This is a genomic window from Streptomyces sp. NPDC088554, assembly GCF_044752945.1.
Lineage (GTDB): Bacteria > Actinomycetota > Actinomycetes > Streptomycetales > Streptomycetaceae > Streptomyces.
Window position 1 is genome coordinate 43,992 of the sequence record NZ_JBIVMF010000021.1, and the last position, 18,144, is coordinate 62,135.

The 18,144-nt window shown below is 72.2% G+C and carries 12 protein-coding genes and 1 pseudogene; 11 read left to right on the top strand and 2 right to left on the bottom strand.

Going from position 1 to position 18,144, the window contains the following annotated elements:
* The first annotated feature begins 325 nt into the window (after positions 1-325).
* From ACIP8W_RS23585 to ACIP8W_RS23605, 5 genes are all read left to right on the top strand, one after another.
* On the top strand, positions 326-1,408 hold the full coding sequence (locus tag ACIP8W_RS23585) for an LLM class flavin-dependent oxidoreductase (protein ID WP_401950403.1): 1,083 nt from the start codon (positions 326-328) through the stop codon (positions 1,406-1,408).
* Positions 1,405-2,724 carry an NtaA/DmoA family FMN-dependent monooxygenase gene (locus tag ACIP8W_RS23590; RefSeq protein ID WP_402204489.1) on the top strand — a complete coding sequence of 440 codons (1,320 nt, stop codon included), beginning with the start codon at positions 1,405-1,407 and terminating at the stop codon, positions 2,722-2,724. The genes ACIP8W_RS23585 and ACIP8W_RS23590 overlap by 4 nt, the downstream gene beginning before the upstream one ends.
* The gene (locus ACIP8W_RS23595) at positions 2,721-3,521 is read left to right on the top strand and encodes a DUF1684 domain-containing protein (protein WP_401950397.1); all 801 of its coding nucleotides are present in this window, start codon (positions 2,721-2,723) and stop codon (positions 3,519-3,521) included. Before ACIP8W_RS23590 ends, ACIP8W_RS23595 begins: the two co-directional genes overlap by 4 nt.
* Before the next feature lie 233 nt (positions 3,522-3,754).
* Positions 3,755-4,666: a S1 family peptidase gene (locus ACIP8W_RS23600; protein ID WP_401950395.1), complete on the top strand. Its 912-nt coding sequence runs from the start codon at positions 3,755-3,757 to the stop codon at positions 4,664-4,666.
* A 138-nt stretch (positions 4,667-4,804) separates the two neighbouring features.
* Entirely contained in the window at positions 4,805-5,284 is a 480-nt protein-coding gene (locus ACIP8W_RS23605; RefSeq protein WP_401950393.1) for a hypothetical protein, read from the top strand.
* A 38-nt stretch (positions 5,285-5,322) separates the two neighbouring features.
* Here the strand turns inward: ACIP8W_RS23605 and ACIP8W_RS23610 are convergent, their stop codons facing one another.
* Positions 5,323-6,231 carry a DUF4231 domain-containing protein gene (locus ACIP8W_RS23610; protein WP_402204492.1) on the bottom strand — a complete coding sequence of 303 codons (909 nt, stop codon included), beginning with the start codon at positions 6,229-6,231 and terminating at the stop codon, positions 5,323-5,325.
* Between the two features lie 248 nt (positions 6,232-6,479).
* Here ACIP8W_RS23610 and ACIP8W_RS23615 point away from each other — a divergent pair, with 248 nt between their 5' ends.
* The 5 genes from ACIP8W_RS23615 (at position 6,480) to fxsT (ending at position 15,451) form a co-directional block, all read left to right on the top strand.
* Complete coding sequence (locus tag ACIP8W_RS23615) at positions 6,480-6,644, top strand: FXSXX-COOH protein (RefSeq protein WP_401950389.1); 165 nt, start codon at positions 6,480-6,482, stop codon at positions 6,642-6,644.
* A gap of 9 nt (positions 6,645-6,653) precedes the next feature.
* Complete coding sequence (locus ACIP8W_RS23620; protein WP_401950386.1) at positions 6,654-9,038, top strand: FxsB family cyclophane-forming radical SAM/SPASM peptide maturase; 2,385 nt, start codon at positions 6,654-6,656, stop codon at positions 9,036-9,038.
* 223 nt (positions 9,039-9,261) lie between these two features.
* On the top strand, positions 9,262-10,080 hold the full coding sequence (locus ACIP8W_RS23625; RefSeq protein WP_402204494.1) for an aminoglycoside N(3)-acetyltransferase: 819 nt from the start codon (positions 9,262-9,264) through the stop codon (positions 10,078-10,080).
* Between the two features lie 48 nt (positions 10,081-10,128).
* Positions 10,129-11,517: an FxsC protein gene (gene fsxC / locus ACIP8W_RS23630; RefSeq protein WP_401950381.1), complete on the top strand. Its 1,389-nt coding sequence runs from the start codon at positions 10,129-10,131 to the stop codon at positions 11,515-11,517.
* On the top strand, positions 11,501-15,451 hold the full coding sequence (gene fxsT / locus ACIP8W_RS23635) for an FxSxx-COOH system tetratricopeptide repeat protein (RefSeq protein ID WP_402204496.1): 3,951 nt from the start codon (positions 11,501-11,503) through the stop codon (positions 15,449-15,451). Before fsxC ends, fxsT begins: the two co-directional genes overlap by 17 nt.
* 66 nt (positions 15,452-15,517) lie before the next feature.
* Here the strand turns inward: fxsT and ACIP8W_RS23640 are convergent, their stop codons facing one another.
* Complete coding sequence (locus ACIP8W_RS23640) at positions 15,518-16,384, bottom strand: alpha/beta fold hydrolase (RefSeq protein ID WP_402204498.1); 867 nt, start codon at positions 16,382-16,384, stop codon at positions 15,518-15,520.
* A 411-nt stretch (positions 16,385-16,795) separates the two neighbouring features.
* Between ACIP8W_RS23640 and ACIP8W_RS23645 the strand changes: the two are divergent.
* Positions 16,796-17,878: pseudogene (locus ACIP8W_RS23645) on the top strand (S1 family peptidase); the annotation flags it as partial.
* Positions 17,879-18,144: the final 266 nt, after the last annotated feature.

Here is an 18,144-nt window from a genome sequence, read left to right on the forward strand (position 1 = left end):
CCTCCGTCCCGGCTTCCGCGCCGGCACCCGTCCCGGTGTCTGCCTCCGTCCCGGCTTCCGCGCCGGCACCCGTCCCGGTGTCTGCCTCCGTCCCGGCTTCCGCGCCGGCACCCGTCCCGGTGTCTGCCTCCGTCCCGGCGTCCGCCCCGGCACCCGTCCCGGTGTCTGCCTCCGTCCCGGCTTCCGCGCCGGCACCCGCCCCGGCACCCGCCTCCGTCCCGGCACCCGTCCCGGCACCCGCCTCCGTCCCGGCGTCCGCCTCCGTCCTGGCGTCCGCGCCGACACCCGCCCCGGCCTCCGCCTCAGCCGAAAGGTAGAACCCGCCATGTCCGCCGCCCCCGCCCGCCCGCTGCACCTCGCCGCCGAGATCGGCGGGCCGCCGAGCTTCGACGCCACGCGGTACGTCGAACTCGCCCGGCTCGCCGAACGCGGTGCCCTCGACTTCGTCACCCTCCGGGACTCCTTCGGGCGGCCGGGGCCCGACGCGCTCGCCGTACTGGCGCGGGTCGCGCCCCTCACCGAGCGGGTGGGGCTCGTACCGACCGTCACGACCACCCACACCGAGCCGTTCCACGTCTCCACCGCGCTGGCCACCCTGGACTGGGTGAGCCGGGGCCGGGCGGGGTGGCTTGTCGATGTGTCGACCACTCCGGCGGAGGCCCGGCTCTTCGGGCGCCGGAAGGCGGCGCCCGCGCCGGAGCTGTGGCAGGAGGCGGGGGAGGTCGCCGAGGTGGCCGCCAGGCTCTGGGACAGCTGGGAGGACGACGCCGAGATCCGCGATAGAGCGACAGGGCGCTTCATCGACCGCGACAAGCTGCACTATGTCGACTTCGAGGGCGCCGGCTTCCGCGTGCGCGGCCCGTCCATCGTGCCGAGGCCGCCGCAGGGCCACCCGGTCACGGTGGTCGACGCGAGCGGGGCGGGGGAGCACAGCCTGGCGACCGCCGCGCGCCACGCCGATGTCGCGCTGATCAGGGCGGGCGCCCCCGAGGAGGCCGCCGCGCTCGGGGCGGCGCTCCGCTCCCGGGCCGCCGCCCTCGGCCGCGACCCGGGCGCGCTGCGGGTGCTGGCCGCGCTCACCGTCGACCTCGGCGACGGCGAACACCGGCTGGACCCGGACCTCGACACCGCGCCGCGCACCACCCCGGGGGCGGCGGGGCCGCACTACCGGGGCGGGCCCGTCGATCTCGCGGAGCTGATCACCGCCTGGCACGCGGCCGGGGCCGTCGACGGTTTCCACCTCACCCCCGCCGAACCGCGCCGCGATCTCGAACGGCTGGTCAACGGCACGGTGGCGCTGCTCCAGCACCGCAGTCTCTTCCGTACCTTCCACCCGGGCGGCACGCTCCGCGAGCACCTGGGCCTGGCCCGTCCCGTCAACCAGTACGCCGCCGGGGGAACCTCATGACCAAGCAGATCCATCTCGCCGCGCACTTCCCCGGGGTCAACAGCACCACCGTCTGGACCGACCCCCGCTCGAAGTCCCAGATCGACTTCGCCTCCTTCGAGGCGCTGGCCCGTACCGCCGAGCGCGCCGGGTTCGACTTCCTCTTCCTCGCCGAGGGGCTGCGGCTGCGCGAACAGAAGGGCCGCATCCACGATCTGGACGTGGTCGGCAGGCCCGAGTCGATCACCGTGCTGAACGCGCTGGCCGCCGTCACCGACCGGCTCGGGCTCGCCGCGACCGTCAACGCCACCTTCAACGAGCCGTACGAACTGGCCCGCAGGCTCGCCACCCTCGACCATCTCAGCGGGGGCCGGGCCGCCTGGAACGTGGTGACCTCCTCCGACGCCTTCACCGGCGAGAACTTCCGGCGCGGCGGCTATCTCGACCGCGCCGACCGCTACACCCGGGCCGCCGAGTTCGTGGCGACCGCCCGCGAGTTGTGGGACTCCTGGACGCCCGCCGGGCCGGGGGCCCCGTACGGTACGCCCCGGCCCTTCGCGCACACGGGCCCGCAGTTCGAGATCGAGGGCGAGTTCACCGTCCCGCGCTCGCCGCAGGGCCATCCCGTGATCATCCAGGCGGGCGACTCCGGCGAGGGCCGGGAGTTCGCCGCCGCCACCGCCGATGTGGTCTTCAGCAGGCACAGCACGCTGGAGGCGGGCCGCACCTTCTACGCCGACGTCAAGGGCAGGCTGGCGAAGTACGGCAGACGGCCGGCCGACCTCAAGATCATGCCGGGGGCCACCGTCGTCGTCGGCGACAGCGACTCCGACGCCCGGGAGCGCGCCGCCGAGATCCGTGAACAGCAGGTCTCCGGGCGGACCGCGCTGCTGACCGCGGAGCAGATCTGGGGGCGCGACCTCTCCGCGTACGATCCGGACGGGCCCCTGCCGGACTTCGACCCCGATCCGGACACCCGGCTGGCCCAGGGCCGGGTGCGGGTCGCCGATCCGGCGGCGGAGGCGGCCCGCTGGCGGGCGCTCGCCGCGGCCAAGGGGCTCTCCTTGCGGCAGACCGCCATCGAGACCACCGCGCGCCAGTCCTTCGTGGGCTCCGCCGAGACCGTCGCCGAGACGATCGACACCTTTGTACAGACCGACGCGGCGGACGGCTTCATCCTCGTCCCCCATCTCACCCCGGGCGGTCTCGACGACTTCGTCGACCGGGTCGTTCCGCTCCTCCAGGAGCGCGGCTCGTTCCGCACGGAATACCGGGGCGCCACCCTGCGCTCGCACCTGGGGCTCCCCGACCCCCTTCGGAAAGGCCGAACCGCATGACCACGTACGACTCCGCCGCCCCCGCCGTGGAGTGGAAGAGCTGGCACGCACATCGCACCATCGCGGTCGCCGCGCCGTACGGAGTGCTCTCGCTCACCGGCACCCACTGGCTCTCCGGCCATCCGGAGGGACGGCTGCCGGGGATCAACGGGCTCTGGCGCGCCGACGGCGACACGGTGGTGCTGACCGGCGCGGCCCGCGACGGGCTGACCGTCGACGGCCGCCCGCTCGCCGGCGAGGTCCGGCTGACCGCCGACACGGGCGCGGCCGACGACTCGCGGGTCGCGGCGGGCGCGCGCAGGCTGGTCCTGCTGCGCCGCGAAGGGCTCTGGGCCGTACGGGACTTCGACCCGGCCTCCGCCGCGCGCCACGCGTTCCGGGGGATCGAGGCCACCGCGTACGACGAGAACTGGACGCTGCCGGGCCGCTTCCGGCCGTACGGTACGGACCGGGTCGTCCGGGTGGAGAACGCGGACGGGCGGGAGCGGGGGCTCGGGCTGGACGGCGAGATCGCCTTCGCCGTCGGCGGCCGGGAGCACACGCTCCAGGTCGCGGTCGAGCCGGACGGCTCGCTGTGGGCGGTCTTCGCCGACACCACGAGCGGGGACAGCAGTTTCCGGTTCCGCTTTCTGCGGCCCGGCGCGCCGGACACGGACGGAAACGTGACGGTCGATCTCAACCGCGCGCTGCTGCCGCCGTGCGCCTTCGCGGACCACTTCATCTGCCCGTTTCCGCCGCCGGGCAACACGCTTCCGATCGCTGTTCCGGTGGGGGAGCGCACCGTCATCACGGGCTGACATGGCTGACAATCGGCTTTTCGTAACGCCACAGGAGGAGCCTGCACATCGTCCGCCCCACCGGTAACGCGGACAGTCAACAGGCGCTCTTGCGTGGGGAGTTGACTCACCCAATACTCCCGGGAAGCGCCGGCCGACGGCGCCCCCTCCGCGACCCGGAGGGGGCGTCCGGCTGCGCCTCACGGGCCGGCCCCCCACGGCGGGCCCCCGATTCCCCTCGGGAGGAACGAAAAGTGAGGATCAAGCGCACCAACCCCCGCAATGGCACCAGCAGACGCACCCGGCTGCTCGCCCTCACCACTGGTTTCGCCGCCGCGGCGGCGCTCGCGATACCCGCGGCGAGCACGGCGAACGCCGACTCCGCCGGTACGTTCAGCGCCACCCAGCTCACCGCGGCGAGCGACGCCGTGCTCGACGCCGATGTGGCGGGTACCGCCTGGCACATCGACGAGAAGACCAAGGCCGTGGTCGTCACGGCGGACAGCACCGTCACCGACGCCGAGATAGCCGGTCTGAAGCGGGCCGCCGGGGCCAACGCCGGCGCGCTGCGCGTCGAACGGACCGAGGGCAGGATCTCCACGCTGATCTCCGGCGGCGACGCCATCTACGCGACCAGCTGGCGCTGCTCGGCCGGGTTCAACGTCCGCAGCGGCACCACGTACTACTTCCTGACCGCGGGCCACTGCACCGAAGGCCTCCCGCCCTGGTACACCAACTCGGCGCGCACCACGAGCATCGGCCCCTCGGCGGGCACCAGCTTCCCGGGCGACGACTACGGCATCGTGCGGTACGCCAACACCGCGCTGGCCCACCCGAGCACCGTGGGCAGCGTCACCATCACGGGCGCGGCCAACGCCACCACCGGCATGTCCGTCACCCGTCGCGGCTCCACCACCGGCACCCACAGCGGTACGGTGACGGGGCTCAACTACACGGTGAACTACGGCGGCGGCGACATCGTCTCCGGGCTGATCCGAACCAACGTCTGCGCCGAACCCGGCGACAGCGGCGGCCCGCTCTACTCGGGCTCGCTCGCCATCGGCCTGACCTCGGGCGGCAGCGGCAACTGCACCAGCGGAGGCACCACGTACTTCCAGCCGGTACCCGAGGCGCTCAGCGCGTACGGAGTGGTCATCGGCGGCTGATCCCGGCAGGGATCCCGATCCACGCCGGCGGGTCCCCGCCCCGGTCCGTCCGGGGACGGGGACCCGTTCGCGTGGATCTGGGAGGATGTCGGAACGGTTCGCAACGGCGGGGCCGCACAGGAGCGGGGGCCGCGGGCAGTGGAACGCATCGGAGTGACCGGCCACAGGAACATCCCGGCCGAGGCGCACGCGTACATCAGCGCCGCCATCACGGCCGCCCTGCGCGAGCGCGCCGGCTCGCTGGAGGCGCTCTCCAGCCTGGCGGTGGGCGCGGACCAGCTCTTCGCGGCGCTCGCCCTGGACCGCGGGGCGCGGCTGACCGTCGTCATCCCCAGCGGGGACTACGAGGACGACTTCGCGGACCCCGCCGAACTCGACGGCTACCGGCGGCTCAAGGACCGGGCGACGCGGGAAGTCGCTCTGGCCTTCCCGCACTCCACCGACGAGGCGTACTACGCGGCGGGCACCTACATCGCCGACCACTGCGACCGGCTGCTGGCGGTGTGGGACGGCCTCCCGGCCCGTGGCCCCGGCGGTACGGGAGACATCGTGCGGTACGCGCGCGAGCGCGGGAAACCGGTGACGGTCATCTGGTGCGAGGGCGTGGAGCGGTCCTGAACCCCCTTGCGGGGCCATGAACTCCCTTGCTGGACGGGTCAGTTCTGGTGGCGCACCAGCCAGTCGGTGTGCTGGGGCGAGACATAGCGCTCGGTCTCGTACACCGCGTTCGCCCACTGCTCCTCGGTGACCATCGTCTCCATCGCCGTGTGCATGGTCTTGAGGTCCTCCTCGACCAACGAGTGCGCGGAGATGAGGGGTTGGTGGCGTCGGACCTCGCTCCACGCCAGCGCCGCCGCGGCGGACGCCGACAACAGTCCGAGGACGGCGGCGGATCCCGCGAGCGAGAAGGTCCGCAGGGCGGCCAGGAGGAGCGCCAGCAGGGTCAGCAGGGTGATGGCCGCCGACCACAGGGAGGTGGCGCGCCGGGAGACGACCGTTCTGTGGTGGTACCAGTTGCGCTGCTCGATCAGCCGGTCCCTGACATAGGTCTCCCGGCGCGCGGCGAACGGCTTCTCGCGCAGCATCCGCATCGGCGGGGTGATCAGCTCACCGGCCGCGCCCTGGCCGATCTCCCCGCTGTCCCTGGGGTCTTCCCAGCCGACCTTCTTCAACTCCCGCAGCCCCGACTCCAGTCGGGTGGTGAACAGGCTCCCCGGATTGGCGGCGGCCGAGTCGAAGGGCGCCCCGTGCACGGCGTAGCGCCAGGACATCGACTTGATGAACTCCGCTGCCGAGCGGTTGAGTTGCCAGTGCGACCTGGCCCGTCGGCCCGCTGAACGGATCGTGACCAGCAGTACGCCCGCGTACGCCAGCGCGCTGAGCGCGCCGACGATCTGGAAGGAGTCCCCCACCCGCCACCGCCACGGCAGTGACGCCAGCAACGCGCCCAGCACCAGCAGCAGGAGCCGGCGGCGGACCGCGCCGGTCGCCTCGCGCTGCCGCGCGACGGCGACCGCGTCGGCGTGGTGGAAGAGGACGGGCAGATCAGCGTTTCGGAAGACCATGCTGTGCAGTGGTCCGCTTGAGTCGGCCATGCGCACCCCGTCTGTGTGTTCTGTTGTCACCTGTGGTGTGTTGTCACCCAGTCGGCGGAACAGTGTGTTCCGGACCGGTGGGTGAATTCCCCGCAACGCTTCTGTTCCCTGCCCCCGCGCCGAGTTGCCGCGAGAGTTCTGAAGAGTAAAGTCGAGCCGCTGACACTGCAACGGTGCGGTGTCTTCTGTTCGGACCATATGAACCAAGGACGGCCGCCGTGACCTCACAGACCTCTGTCACCTTCGCCCCCACGAAGAAGCACCGCACCCCGCTCGCGGAGATCGATGTGCGCGACGCCGGCGTCGCCAAGAAGCTCGGCCGTGTACTCCCCATGCCCAGCGGGCGCGTCGAGCGTGTTTCGAGCTTCAACTCGGCGCTCTAGACTGGCCGAATGACAGGACCCTTGGTCCCTTTTCGTGAGATTGTCCTCAAGGTCCACAGCAGATGCGATCTCGCGTGCGATCACTGCTACATCTATGAACACGCCGATCAGAGCTGGCGCACCCGCCCCAAAACGATCTCGGACCAAGCGATTTCCTGGACAGCTCTGCGACTGGCCGAGCATGCCACAGCCCACGCACTGCCCTCCGTGTCAGTGATCCTGCACGGAGGGGAGCCGCTGCTCGCGGGCCCCGCGCGGCTGCGCCGCGTCTGCGAGGAACTGACCCGCGCCCTCGACGGTGTCGCCGCACTCGATCTGCGGATCCACACCAACGGGCTCCAGCTCGGCCCCCGCTACCTCGACCTCTTCGAGGAGTTCGGCGTCCGGGTGGGCATCTCCCTGGACGGCGACCGCACGGCCAACGACCGGCACCGCCGCTTCGCGGACGGCCGCAGCAGCCACCCGCTGGTCCTCAAGGCCGTCGACCTGCTCCACCAGGAGCGCTACCGCCCGCTCGACCTCGGGTTGCTCTGCACCATCGACGTGGCCAACGACCCGGTCGCCGTGTACGACGCGCTGACCGCCCTCGACCCGCCGCGCGTCGACTTCCTGCTGCCGCACGCCACCTGGGACACCCCGCCGCCGCGCCCGGACGCCGCGCCCACCGCGTACGCCGACTGGCTGCTCGCCGTCTTCGACCGCTGGGACACGGCGGGCCGTCAGGTGCCCGTGCGGCTCTTCGAGTCGGTGCTCTCCACCCTGGGCGGCGGTCCCAGCCTCACCGAGTCGCTCGGCCTCGCGCCCACCGATCTGGTCGTCGTGGAGACCGACGGCAGCCTGGAACAGGTCGACTCGCTCAAGAGCGCCTACGACGGCGCGGCCGCCACCGGGTTCGACGTCTTCGCGCACACCCTCGACGAGGTCGCGGCCCATCCGGGGGTACGGACCCGGCAGCTGGGGCTCGCCGGGGTGAGCGGGACCTGCCGGCGCTGCCCGGTCGTCCGCTCCTGCGGCGGCGGTCTCCACACCCACCGCTACCGCTCCGTGGACGGCACCGGAAGCTTCGACCACCCCTCCGTCTACTGCGCCGACCTCGAAGCGCTGATCCGGGGCATCGAGGCCCGTACCGCCGAGACGTCGGTGGCGCCCGCCGTCACCGACCCCGGCGAACTGATCGCCGCCCAGCGGGATCTGACCCGCGCGCTGCTCGCCGAGCTGAACGCCGCACTCGACGGCCGGGGCGGCGAGCGGTGGCAGGAGGCGTGGGAGCTGGCCGCCACCGTCGAGCGCCACTCGGACGGGCTCGACGAGATCCTCGCCCACCCCTACACCCGCGCCCGGCTGCTCGCCGCCGTCGCCGCCGTCCGCGAGGAGCGGCCCGGCGCCTTCCGCACCGCCACGGACGGACTGCTCGACACGCTGGCCGCCGCGATGGTCCGGGGCGGGCTCGACCTGCCCGTGCGGACCGTGTTCCGGGACGGCGAACTGCTGCTGCCCACGCTCGGCGCGCTGCGTCTCGGCGCCCCCGGGGAGAGCGGCGAGGCCGAGGTGCGCCCCGCCGAGAAGGGCTTCGTGGTCCGTACGGACACGGCCGAGCGCCGCGTGGTACGGGCCGAGGAGACCACCCCGCACTGGCGCCCCGTACGGCGGCTCGGGTCCTTCGCGCGGATCGGGCCGGATCAGGGAGCGGGGTCTGGTGCCGTGGATCGCGAGGCGGAGGAGGGAGGCGACACGGAGCGTCGGCGACCGACGACAACACCGCGAGGCGCGGTGCCGGGGCAGGCGAGCCCGGCAGGATCCGAACGAGAGGCCCCCGGCCGGGACGGGGCGCCCGATCTGGCACTGGACGACCTCGACCCGTACCGCGACTGCTTCGACGCGCCCGCCCATCCGGCGCTCGGTGCGGACGAGGCCGCCGACTGGAGCGGGCGGCTGGCGGCGGCCTGGCGGCTGCTCGGGGAGCGGGTGCCGGACCAGGCTGCCGAGGCCGCCGGGTCGCTCTCCACCCTGACCCCGCTGGTCGGCTCCGCCGGCTCCGCCGTCGGGCGCCACGCGTACGGCGCGCTCGGCATCCCGCTGCGGGGCGGCGCGCGGGAGCTGGCGCCCGCCCTGCTGCGCGGGTTCCGCCGGGCCAAGCTGCGGGCGCTGACCGAGGTCACCGACCTCTACGCGCTGGACGGCGCCGGGCCGGACACCGCCCCCGACGGCCGGGCGGGGGTCCCGCTCCCCGAGCTGCTGGCCGGGGCGTACGAACGCGTGGGGCTCGCCGCGTACGACCCCACGCACCGGGACCCCGCCCGCCGGGCGCTGGACGCCCTGCGGGACGCGCCCGAACTGACCGTCGACGGCAAGCGTCTGCTGGCCGCGCTGCACGAGGAGGCCGACCGTGGCTGACCCCCGGGAACCAGGGCGTGTCGCGAAAGTCCCTCCCCCAGCCTTCGGCCGGGAGGCGTCCCCGGCCCGGCGGCGCCTGGCACGCACTCCTCCGGCCACCTCCCCCGGACTCCGCCCGGGAGTACCCCCGGAGGTGCCCCACGCCGCGTTGTCGGAGTCGTCCGATTACGTCCGGTACGAGGACGGTCTCCCCCGGACTCCGTCCGGGGGTACCCCCACCGCCTTGCGACGCACGCACCAGACACCGCCGGGCCCGCCCCGCGGGCGGACGGCGCCGCTTTCGCGGCACGCCCTCGCCCGCGAGCTGGCGGAGTTGGGGGTCGTCCCCGGGGAGATCCTCCTCGTCCACGCCGCCCTGCGCGCCACCGGACTGGACGCCGACACCCTGCGCACCGCCCTGCTGACCGTGCTCGGCGAGGACGGCACCCTGGTCGTCCCCGCCTTCACCGAGGAGAACTCCGACTCCTCCGCCGCCCACCGGGAACAGCTCCGGGGCCGGAGCAGGCGCGAGGCGGCGGCCTTCCGGGCCGCGATGCCCGCCTTCGACCCGGCAACCACGCCCTGCCCGGCGATGGGCCGGTTCGCCGAGTCCGTACGTACGGCCGAAGGCGCCGTACGCAGCGAGCACCCGCAGTCCTCCTTCGCGGCGCTCGGCCCACAGGCCGCCGAACTGCTGGACCGCCACCCGCTCCACAGCCATCTCGGCCCCGACTCACCACTCGGCGCACTGGAACGCGCCGGGGCGCGGGTGCTGATGATCAATGTCGGATACGCCGTCTGTACCGCGTTCCATCTCGCCGAATACGGGGAATCCGCTCCGTTGCGTTCCTATCGCTGTGTGGTGAAAGCGCCGGACGGAACGCCCCGATGGGTGGAATATGAGGATGTCCGGCTGGACGACAGGGATTTCGAGGCGATCGGGGCATCATTTCCCTGGGGACTGGAGCAGAGCGGACCACTGGGAGGAGCGGTCGCGAGACTGTTCCCGATCAAGGACGCGGTCGGCCACGCCGAGGAATGGATGTCCAGGAACCGGCGCTGACCGACCGAACGGCAGGGGGAGGAAGCGCGTCCGGCTCCGGAACGACTCATGTGCCCAACGCCACGTGGGCAGTGGACGTGGGTGCCCACACAGGACGGGGGTCTTGTGCACGCGTCACCGCAAGCGCGAGCGGCTGACCATCGGCCGTACTTCTTCTTGAGCTACGCGCACACACCGAGGGACAGCGCGGGGGGACCCGATCCGGACATGTGGGTCGAGCGGCTCTTCAGGGATCTGTGCGGCCATGTGATGGCCATGACGGATCTGCCCGCCGGCGCCCGGGCCGGATTCATCGACCGGGAGATGCGCTCGGGCGAGGGCTGGTCGGAGCGGCTCGCCGAAGTGCTGGCGACCTGCCGGGTGTTCGTACCACTGTTCTCGCCGCGCTACTTCGCCAGCGAGATGTGCGGCAAGGAGTGGTACGCCTTCGCCCAGCGGGTCATCTACGAACAGGCCAGGAACAACAGCACGGCAGAGGCGATCGTCCCCGCGCTCTGGGTGCCGGTCCCGCCGCATCAACTGCCGGGCCCCGCCGAGCGGTTGCAGTTCAACCACCGGGACTTCGGGGACCGCTACGTCACCGACGGGCTCTACGGGCTCATCAAGCTGCGGATATTCGCCGAGGAGTACGAACGGGCGGTCTACGAACTCGCCAAGCGCATCGTCGGCGTCGCCGACACCTCCGCGATAGGACCGGGCCGCCCCGTCGACTACCGCCAGGCGCCCAGCGCCTTCGGCACCAACGGCGGGCCCCGGCCCCTCCAGGTCACCGTCGCCGCGCCCACCCGGCACGACCTCCCCGGGGGCAGGGCCGGCCACTACTACGGCTCCATGGCCCAGGACTGGAACCCCTACCACCCGGATTCCGCGCGGCCGTTGGCGTATATCGCCCGGGACCTGGCGCGCTCGCTCAACTATCAGGCCGACATCGTCTCGTTCGACGAGGTGTCCGTACCGCACGAGGGCAAACAGACGCCCACCCGGCCGGAGATACTGCTGGTCGACCGGTGGGTTCTGCACGACGAGGAACAGCGCCGGCGGCTCGCCGCGTTCGACGCCGAACACCGGCCCTGGGTCAGTGTCGTCGTCCCGTGGAACCGCGAGGACCAGCAGAGCAGGGGCGCCGAGGCCGAGCTGAGCGAGCGGCTGGAGCGGACCATGCCCAAGAAGATGGGACAGGGCCGCGCCGCCTGCCGGGCCGCCGCCAGAGGCGTCCCCAGCATGGAGGCGTTCGGCCAGATCCTGCCGCAGATCGTCGAGACGGCGGCCCAGCAGTATCTGAGACACGCGGCGGTCTATCCGCCGGCCGGCGGCAGTCACACCGAACGGCCCAGGCTGCGCGGCCCGATGGCCGCCGAGTACGCCATGACGCACTACGTACCCGAGACGCACGACCTGGCGCCCGATGCGGAGGACGCGGATGACAGCACGTCGTGACGGACGCATCGTCACCTTCTACTCGTACAAAGGAGGCACGGGCCGCACCATGGCCCTGGCCAACACCGCCTGGATCCTCGCCGCCAACGGCAAACGGGTCCTGGCCGTCGACTGGGATCTGGAGGCCCCCGGACTGCACCGGTTCTTCCACCCCTTCCTCGACCCCGCCACCCTCGGTGCCACCACCGGCGTCATCGATCTGATCACCGAGTACGCCTGGGCCGCGACCAGCCCCGTGGACCGTCCCGACGACTGGCACCGCGACTACGCCCGCATCCAGCAGCACGCCGTCTCCCTCACCCCGGAGAACCTGGGCTGGGAGTTCCCGGCGGGCGGCACCCTGGACTTCGTCTCCGCCGGCCGGCAGAACCGCGAGTACTCCGCGACCGTCTCCACCTTCGACTGGGACAACTTCTACGACCGGCTCGGCGGCGGCCACTTCTTCGACGCGCTGCGCGACGACATGAAGGCCCACTACGACTACGTCCTCATCGACAGCCGCACCGGACTGAGCGACATCGCCGACATCTGCACCGTCCACCTGCCCGATGTCCTCGTCGACTGCTTCACCCTCAGCGACCAGTCCATCGATGGCGCGGCGGCCGTCGCCCGCCAGATCGACGAGCGCTACAGCGGCCGCGGCATCAAGATCTTTCCCGTGCCGATGCGGATCGACGAGGGGGAGAAGGAGAAGGCCGACGCCGGACGCGCGCTGGCCCGGCTGAAGTTCGACCGCTTCCCCGGTGGGCTCACCGGCGAGCGGCTCACCGCCTACTGGGGCGCGGTGGAGATCCCGTACCGCCCGTACTACGCGTACGAGGAGACCCTCGCGACCTTCGGCGACGAGGCCGGGCTGAGCAACTCCCTGCTCTCCGCCTTCGAGCGGCTGACCGGCTATGTCACCGAGGGCGCCGTCACCTCGATGCCGCCGGTCGGCGACGAGTCCCGGCTGCGGATCCGGGACGTCTTCACCCGCCGCAGGCCCGCGCTCCCCGCCGACCTCTTCCTCAGCTACGTCGCCGAGAACCGGATGTGGGCCGACTGGATCGAATCGGTGCTCACCCGGGCCGGCTTCCGGGTCGTCCCGCGCGACGTCTCCGCCGAACCGCCCGTCGGCCCCGGCGGATCGGGCCCCGGTGTCTCCTCCGTGGAGAGCACGGCCCGCACCGTCGTCCTGCTCTCCGCCGCCTACCTCAAGTCCGCGCGCGCCGTCGAGGTGTGGTCGCGCGCCGCCTCCGAGGACCCGGGCGGCGCCCGGCGCCATCTCGTACCGATACGCGTCGGTGACGTACGGCTGACCGCCCCGTACATCGACCGCAACCCGGTGGACCTCTTCCGGCTCGACGAGGCGCACGCCACCACCGCGCTGCTGCGCGCGCTGGACCGGCCCGCGCAACGGGCCGACCAGCTCTCGCCGGGGCCGCGCTTCCCCGGCACCGTCCCCAAGATCTGGAACGCGCCGTCCCGCAACCCCGGCTTCACCGGCCGCTCGCTCGTCCTGGAACGGATGCGCGACCGCCTCGGCGGCGGTATGGCCGTGGTCCTGCCCCAGCCGCAGACGCTGTACGGACTCGGCGGCATCGGCAAGACCCAGGTGGCGCTGGAGTACGTACACCGCTTCATGGCCGACTACGACCTGGTCTGGTGGGTCTCCGCCGAACAGACCGCCGGGGTGGTCGCGGGCCTCGCCGAACTGGCCGTACGGCTCGGGGCACAGGGCGGCGACGACATGGCCGCCGCCTCGGCGGAAGCCGTCGACCTGCTGCGGCGCGGGGTGCCGTCCGCCCGCTGGCTGCTGGTCTTCGACAACGCGGACGACCCCGAACTGATCCAGCGCTTCTTCCCGCCCGGCGGCCCCGGACACATCCTGGTCACCTCCCGCAACCAGAGCTGGTCGCAGTACGGCGACGCCCTGCCCGTCGATGTCTTCCTGCGCGCGGAGTCCGTCGAACACCTCCGGCGTCGCGCCCCCGGACTCTCCGCCGCCGACGCCGACAAGGTCGCGACCGCCGTCGGCGATCTGCCGCTCGCCGTCGAACAGGCCGGGGCCTGGATAGCGGAGACCGCCACGCCCGTCACCGAATACCTGGACCAGCTCGACCGGCAGACCGCCGGGGTGCTCGCGCTCAACCAGCCCGCGGGCTATCCGGAGCCGGTCGCCGCGACCTGGAACATCTCCATCGAGCGGCTCAAGGAACGCTCGCCCGCCGCCGTACGGCTGCTCCAGCTCTGCGCGTTCTTCGCCCCCGAGCCGATCTCCGCGAACCTCCTCTACAGCAAGGAGATGATCGAGGCCCTCAAGCCCTACGACATCTCGCTCCAGGAGACGCTGGTGCTCGGCCGGGTCATCCGGGAGATCGGCCGCTTCGCGCTCGCCAAGGTCGACCAGGTCGGCAACAGCATCCAGGTGCACCGGCTCGTCCAGGCGATCATCAGGGCCCAGCTCACCGAGGAGGAGCGGCGGGACGCCCGGCACGCCGTCCACCGGATCCTCGCCGGAGCCAGGCCCGACGGCGACGAGCCGATCGACAACCCCGGCACCTGGCCCCGGTTCAACACCATCTGGCCCCACCTCATCACCTCGGAGGCGGGCTACTGCCGACGCCCCGAGACCCGCAGGCTGATGATCGACCGGGTGCGCTACCTGTGGAAGCGCGGCGACTGGCCCGCCGCCCTCGCACTCGCCGGGGAGCTGCGCGACGAATGGCGCGAGCTGCTCGGCAACGACGACCCGCAATATCTGTACCTGCGCTTCCACCTCTCCAACATCCTTCGCTCGCAAGGCCGTTACGTGGAGGCCAAGGAGCTGGACGAGGAGACCCTGGCCCGCCAGCGCCGCGTCCTCGGCCCGACCCACCCGCACACGTACATGACCACCAGCGGACTGGCGATGGACCTCGGCACGCTCGGCGAGTACGCCAAGGCGATGGAGCTGGCCAGGGAGGCGCACGAGGGGTTCAGCGGGATCTTCCACGAATCCCACCCGAGGACGCTCGCCGCCGCCAACAACCGCGCGCTCAACCTGCGCATGGTCGGCCGCTACGCCGAGGCGCGCGAGATGGACCAGGACGTCTTCGACCGCCGCACCGAGGTGCTGGGTCCGGAACATCCGTACACCCTCTCCTCCGCCGCCAGTCTGGCGCGCGATCTGCGGGACATCGGCCGGTACGAGGACTCGGTCACCCTGCTCAGCCGGACCTACGCCACGTACAAGGAGCAGTTGGGACCCCTCTTCCCCGGCACCCTGGCCGCGGCCAAGAGTCTGGCCGTGTCGCTGCGCAGGGCGGGACAGTTGGAGGACGCGCGCCGGCTGACCACCGCCACGCGCAACCGTTACCGCAGTAAGTACGGATCGCAGCCCAATCCCGACTCACTCGCCTGCGATCTGAATCTGGCGGCCGACTTCTTCGCCGCCGGGGAGCCGGTGGCGGCACGGGATCTGGCGCAGGAGGTGGCCGACCAGTATCTGCGGGTGCCGGGCGAGCGGCATCCGTACACCCTCGCCGCCATCAACAACCTCGGGATCTACCACTGGGGCTGCGGAGCGCCCGAGCGGGCGGAGCGGCTGCTCCGGGGAGCGCTGAAGACGATGCGGGAGGTGCTGGGGGACGACCATCCGCACACCCTGTTCTGTACGGTCGCCCTCGCCGGCGCCAAGGCCGACCTCGGCGAGCTGGACGAGGCCCTGGTCACCGAGCGGGGCGCGGTCGCCGGACTGCGCGTGTCGCTGGGGACGCACCACCCCGAGACGCTCGCCATCGCCTCCAACATGTGCGTGACGCTGGGGGCGCTGGGCCGCAAGGGCGAGGCGGCGCGGCTGCGCGCGGAGACCGTGGCGGAGCTGGTGCGTCTGCTCGGCGAGGAGCACGCGCTGACCCGCTTCGCCCGCGACGACCGGCGCGTCTACCGGGACCTGGAGCCGCTGGCGGTGTGAGGGCGTACGGGGCCCCTGCTCCCGGGGGGCTCCGTACCGTACCCCCACCCATACGTGCCGGACGGCTCAGTCGTTCAGCAGCCAGGTCAGAACGCGCGGCAGCGCGTGCAGCGCGTCGAAGTGCGCGGCGGCCGGTTCCAGTACGGCGGTCGCGCCCGGGATCCGCTGGGCCAGCCAGCGGGAGTGGCCGACCGGCGAGAACACGTCCTTCTCGCCGTGCCACAGCAGCACCGGGGTCCGGATGGACGCGGGATCGAACCCCCACGGGCTGCTGAAGGCGAGCGCGTCGTCGATCCAACCCCAGGCCGAACCCCGCAGCGCCTCCTGGTAGTTGCGCAGCAGCATCGCCCTCACCCCGGCATCGGCGACCACCATGCGGTCGGAATCGGTCAACTCCCGGCGCAGCTCGTCGAGGAGCCGCACCGGGTCCTTCCGGATCGCGTCGGCGCGCGGAATGAGCCGGGCCGCCACCCCCGCCGGGTCCTTGGACGCGGTGGTGTACTCCCGGACATTCGAGGCCGCCATGCCCTCGAACCAGTCGAGCCCCGCCGCGTCCCACGGCGCGAGCGTGACCAGCGCGGCCGTACGTGTCACCCGCTCGGGCAGCAGCGCGGCACAGGCCAGCGCGTGCGGGGCGCCGCCCGAACGGCCCGCGACCGCGAACCGCTCCAGACCGAGGGCGTCGGCGATCGTGGTCACGTCCTGGGCCACATCGGCGACGCTGCGCCCTTCGAGCCGGTCGGAGCCTCCGTACCCCGGCCGGTCGTAGGCGATCAGCTGCATCCCCCGCTGGTAGAGCACCATGCCGCGCGGGGCGGGACCGAGCCTGCTGCCGGGGGTGCCGTGCAGCAGGAACACCGGTCTGCCGCGTGGATCCCCCAGACGCTCGACCATCAGATGCCGCCCGTCCGCCGCGCGCACCCGACGTCGCAACCCCCGCCCCTTTCGTCGTGTACGTACCGTAATTTCCCTGTACACGACTCCAGTTGGCCGGAATCGCTTATACGGGGGCCCGGTTCACGATGATTGTCCCGGATCGGGGGCCGATGCGTAAGGTCACGTCGAGCATTCTGAACAAAACCCGCGGTTGATACGTGGAACTACTTCAGGACAGGACTAGTCCTCACGGGCTGTGGAGTCTTCTGCTACAGGTTGTGCCATGCGCGTCGATTTCCCCTGTACGGAGACGAGTTCTACGGGGCTCGGTGGTTCAAACCCGTGTCGGACGGATGTCTTGAAACCGACCTTGCGTGCGACTGATTGATCTCGCCATAGTGGGCGGCCTCACCCACCGTGACGAGCCCCCCACTTGCTCGGAGCGGACCCCACAGGAGGTTGTTGACGTTGAGTCATCGGCGTATATCCAAGAAGCGTGTGACGATGGCGGGCGGCGCCGTGGTGGCGCTGGCCATCGCCGGTGTCACGCTCCAGAACGCGAACGCCAGTGAGGACAAGCCCCAGGTCCAGCTGAAGACGCTGACGGCCCCCGCGGCAGGCACGCTCGCGGCGAGCCTCAAGGGCAACCTCGGCGACAACTCGGCCGGCTGGTTCTACGAGGCCGAGTCGAAGGCGCTCGTGATGAACGTCGTCAACGAGCAGGCCGCCGAGACCGTCCGCCAGGCGGGAGCCAAGGCCAGAATCGTGGAGAACTCCCTCCCCGAGCTGGCGGTCGCCCGGCAGACCCTCACCACCAAGGCGACCATCCCGGGCACCTCCTGGGCCGTCGACCCGGTCGCCAACAAGGTCGTCGTGACGGCGGACCGTACGGTCACGGGCGACGCCTGGGACACCCTCACCGGTGTGGTGCAGACGCTCGCGGGCAAGGCCGAACTCAAGAAGACGGCGGGGGAGTTCAAGACCTTCGTCTCCGGCGGTGACGCCATCCTGGGTGACGGCGCGCGCTGCTCGCTCGGCTTCAACGTCGTCAAGGACGGCGAGCCGCACTTCCTGACCGCCGGGCACTGCACCGAGGCGATCCAGCAGTGGGCCGACGAGGACGGCGTCCAGATCGGCACGACCGTCGCCTCGACCTTCCCGGTCGGCGACTTCGGCCTGGTCAAGTACGACGACCCGGCCACGGTCGCCCCGAGCGATGTGAACCTCTTCAACGGCAACGTCCAGGCGATCTCCCAGGTGGGCGAGGCGGCCGTCGGACAGCAGGTGGTCCGCAGCGGCTCCACCACCCAGGTGAGCGACGGTGAGGTCACCGCGCTCGACGCCACCGTGAACTACGGCAACGGCGACATCGTCAACGGGCTCATCCAGACCTCGGTCTGCGCCGAGCCGGGCGACAGCGGTGGCTCGCTCTTCGCGGACGACATCGCGCTCGGCCTGACCTCGGGCGGCAGCGGTAACTGCACCGTGGGCGGCGAGACGTTCTTCCAGCCGGTGACGACGGCGCTGGCCGCGGTCGGCGCCGAGCTGGGCGTCGGAGGCGCGGGCGCCGGTGGCGAAGAGGGTGCCGCCGCCGCTGGTGCGGGTGGCGACGCCGCTGCCGCGGGTGCGGGCGGTGAAGAGGGTGCTGCCGCCGCTGGTGCGGGTGGCGACGCCGCTGCCGCGGGTGCGGGTGGCGAAGAGGGTGCCGCCGCCGGCGTCGGTGACGAGGGCGCTGCCGCTGCCGCGGGCGCCGGTGGCGACGACGCTGCCGCCGCCGCGGGCGCGGGTGGCGAAGAGGGTGCCGCCGCTGCCGGCGT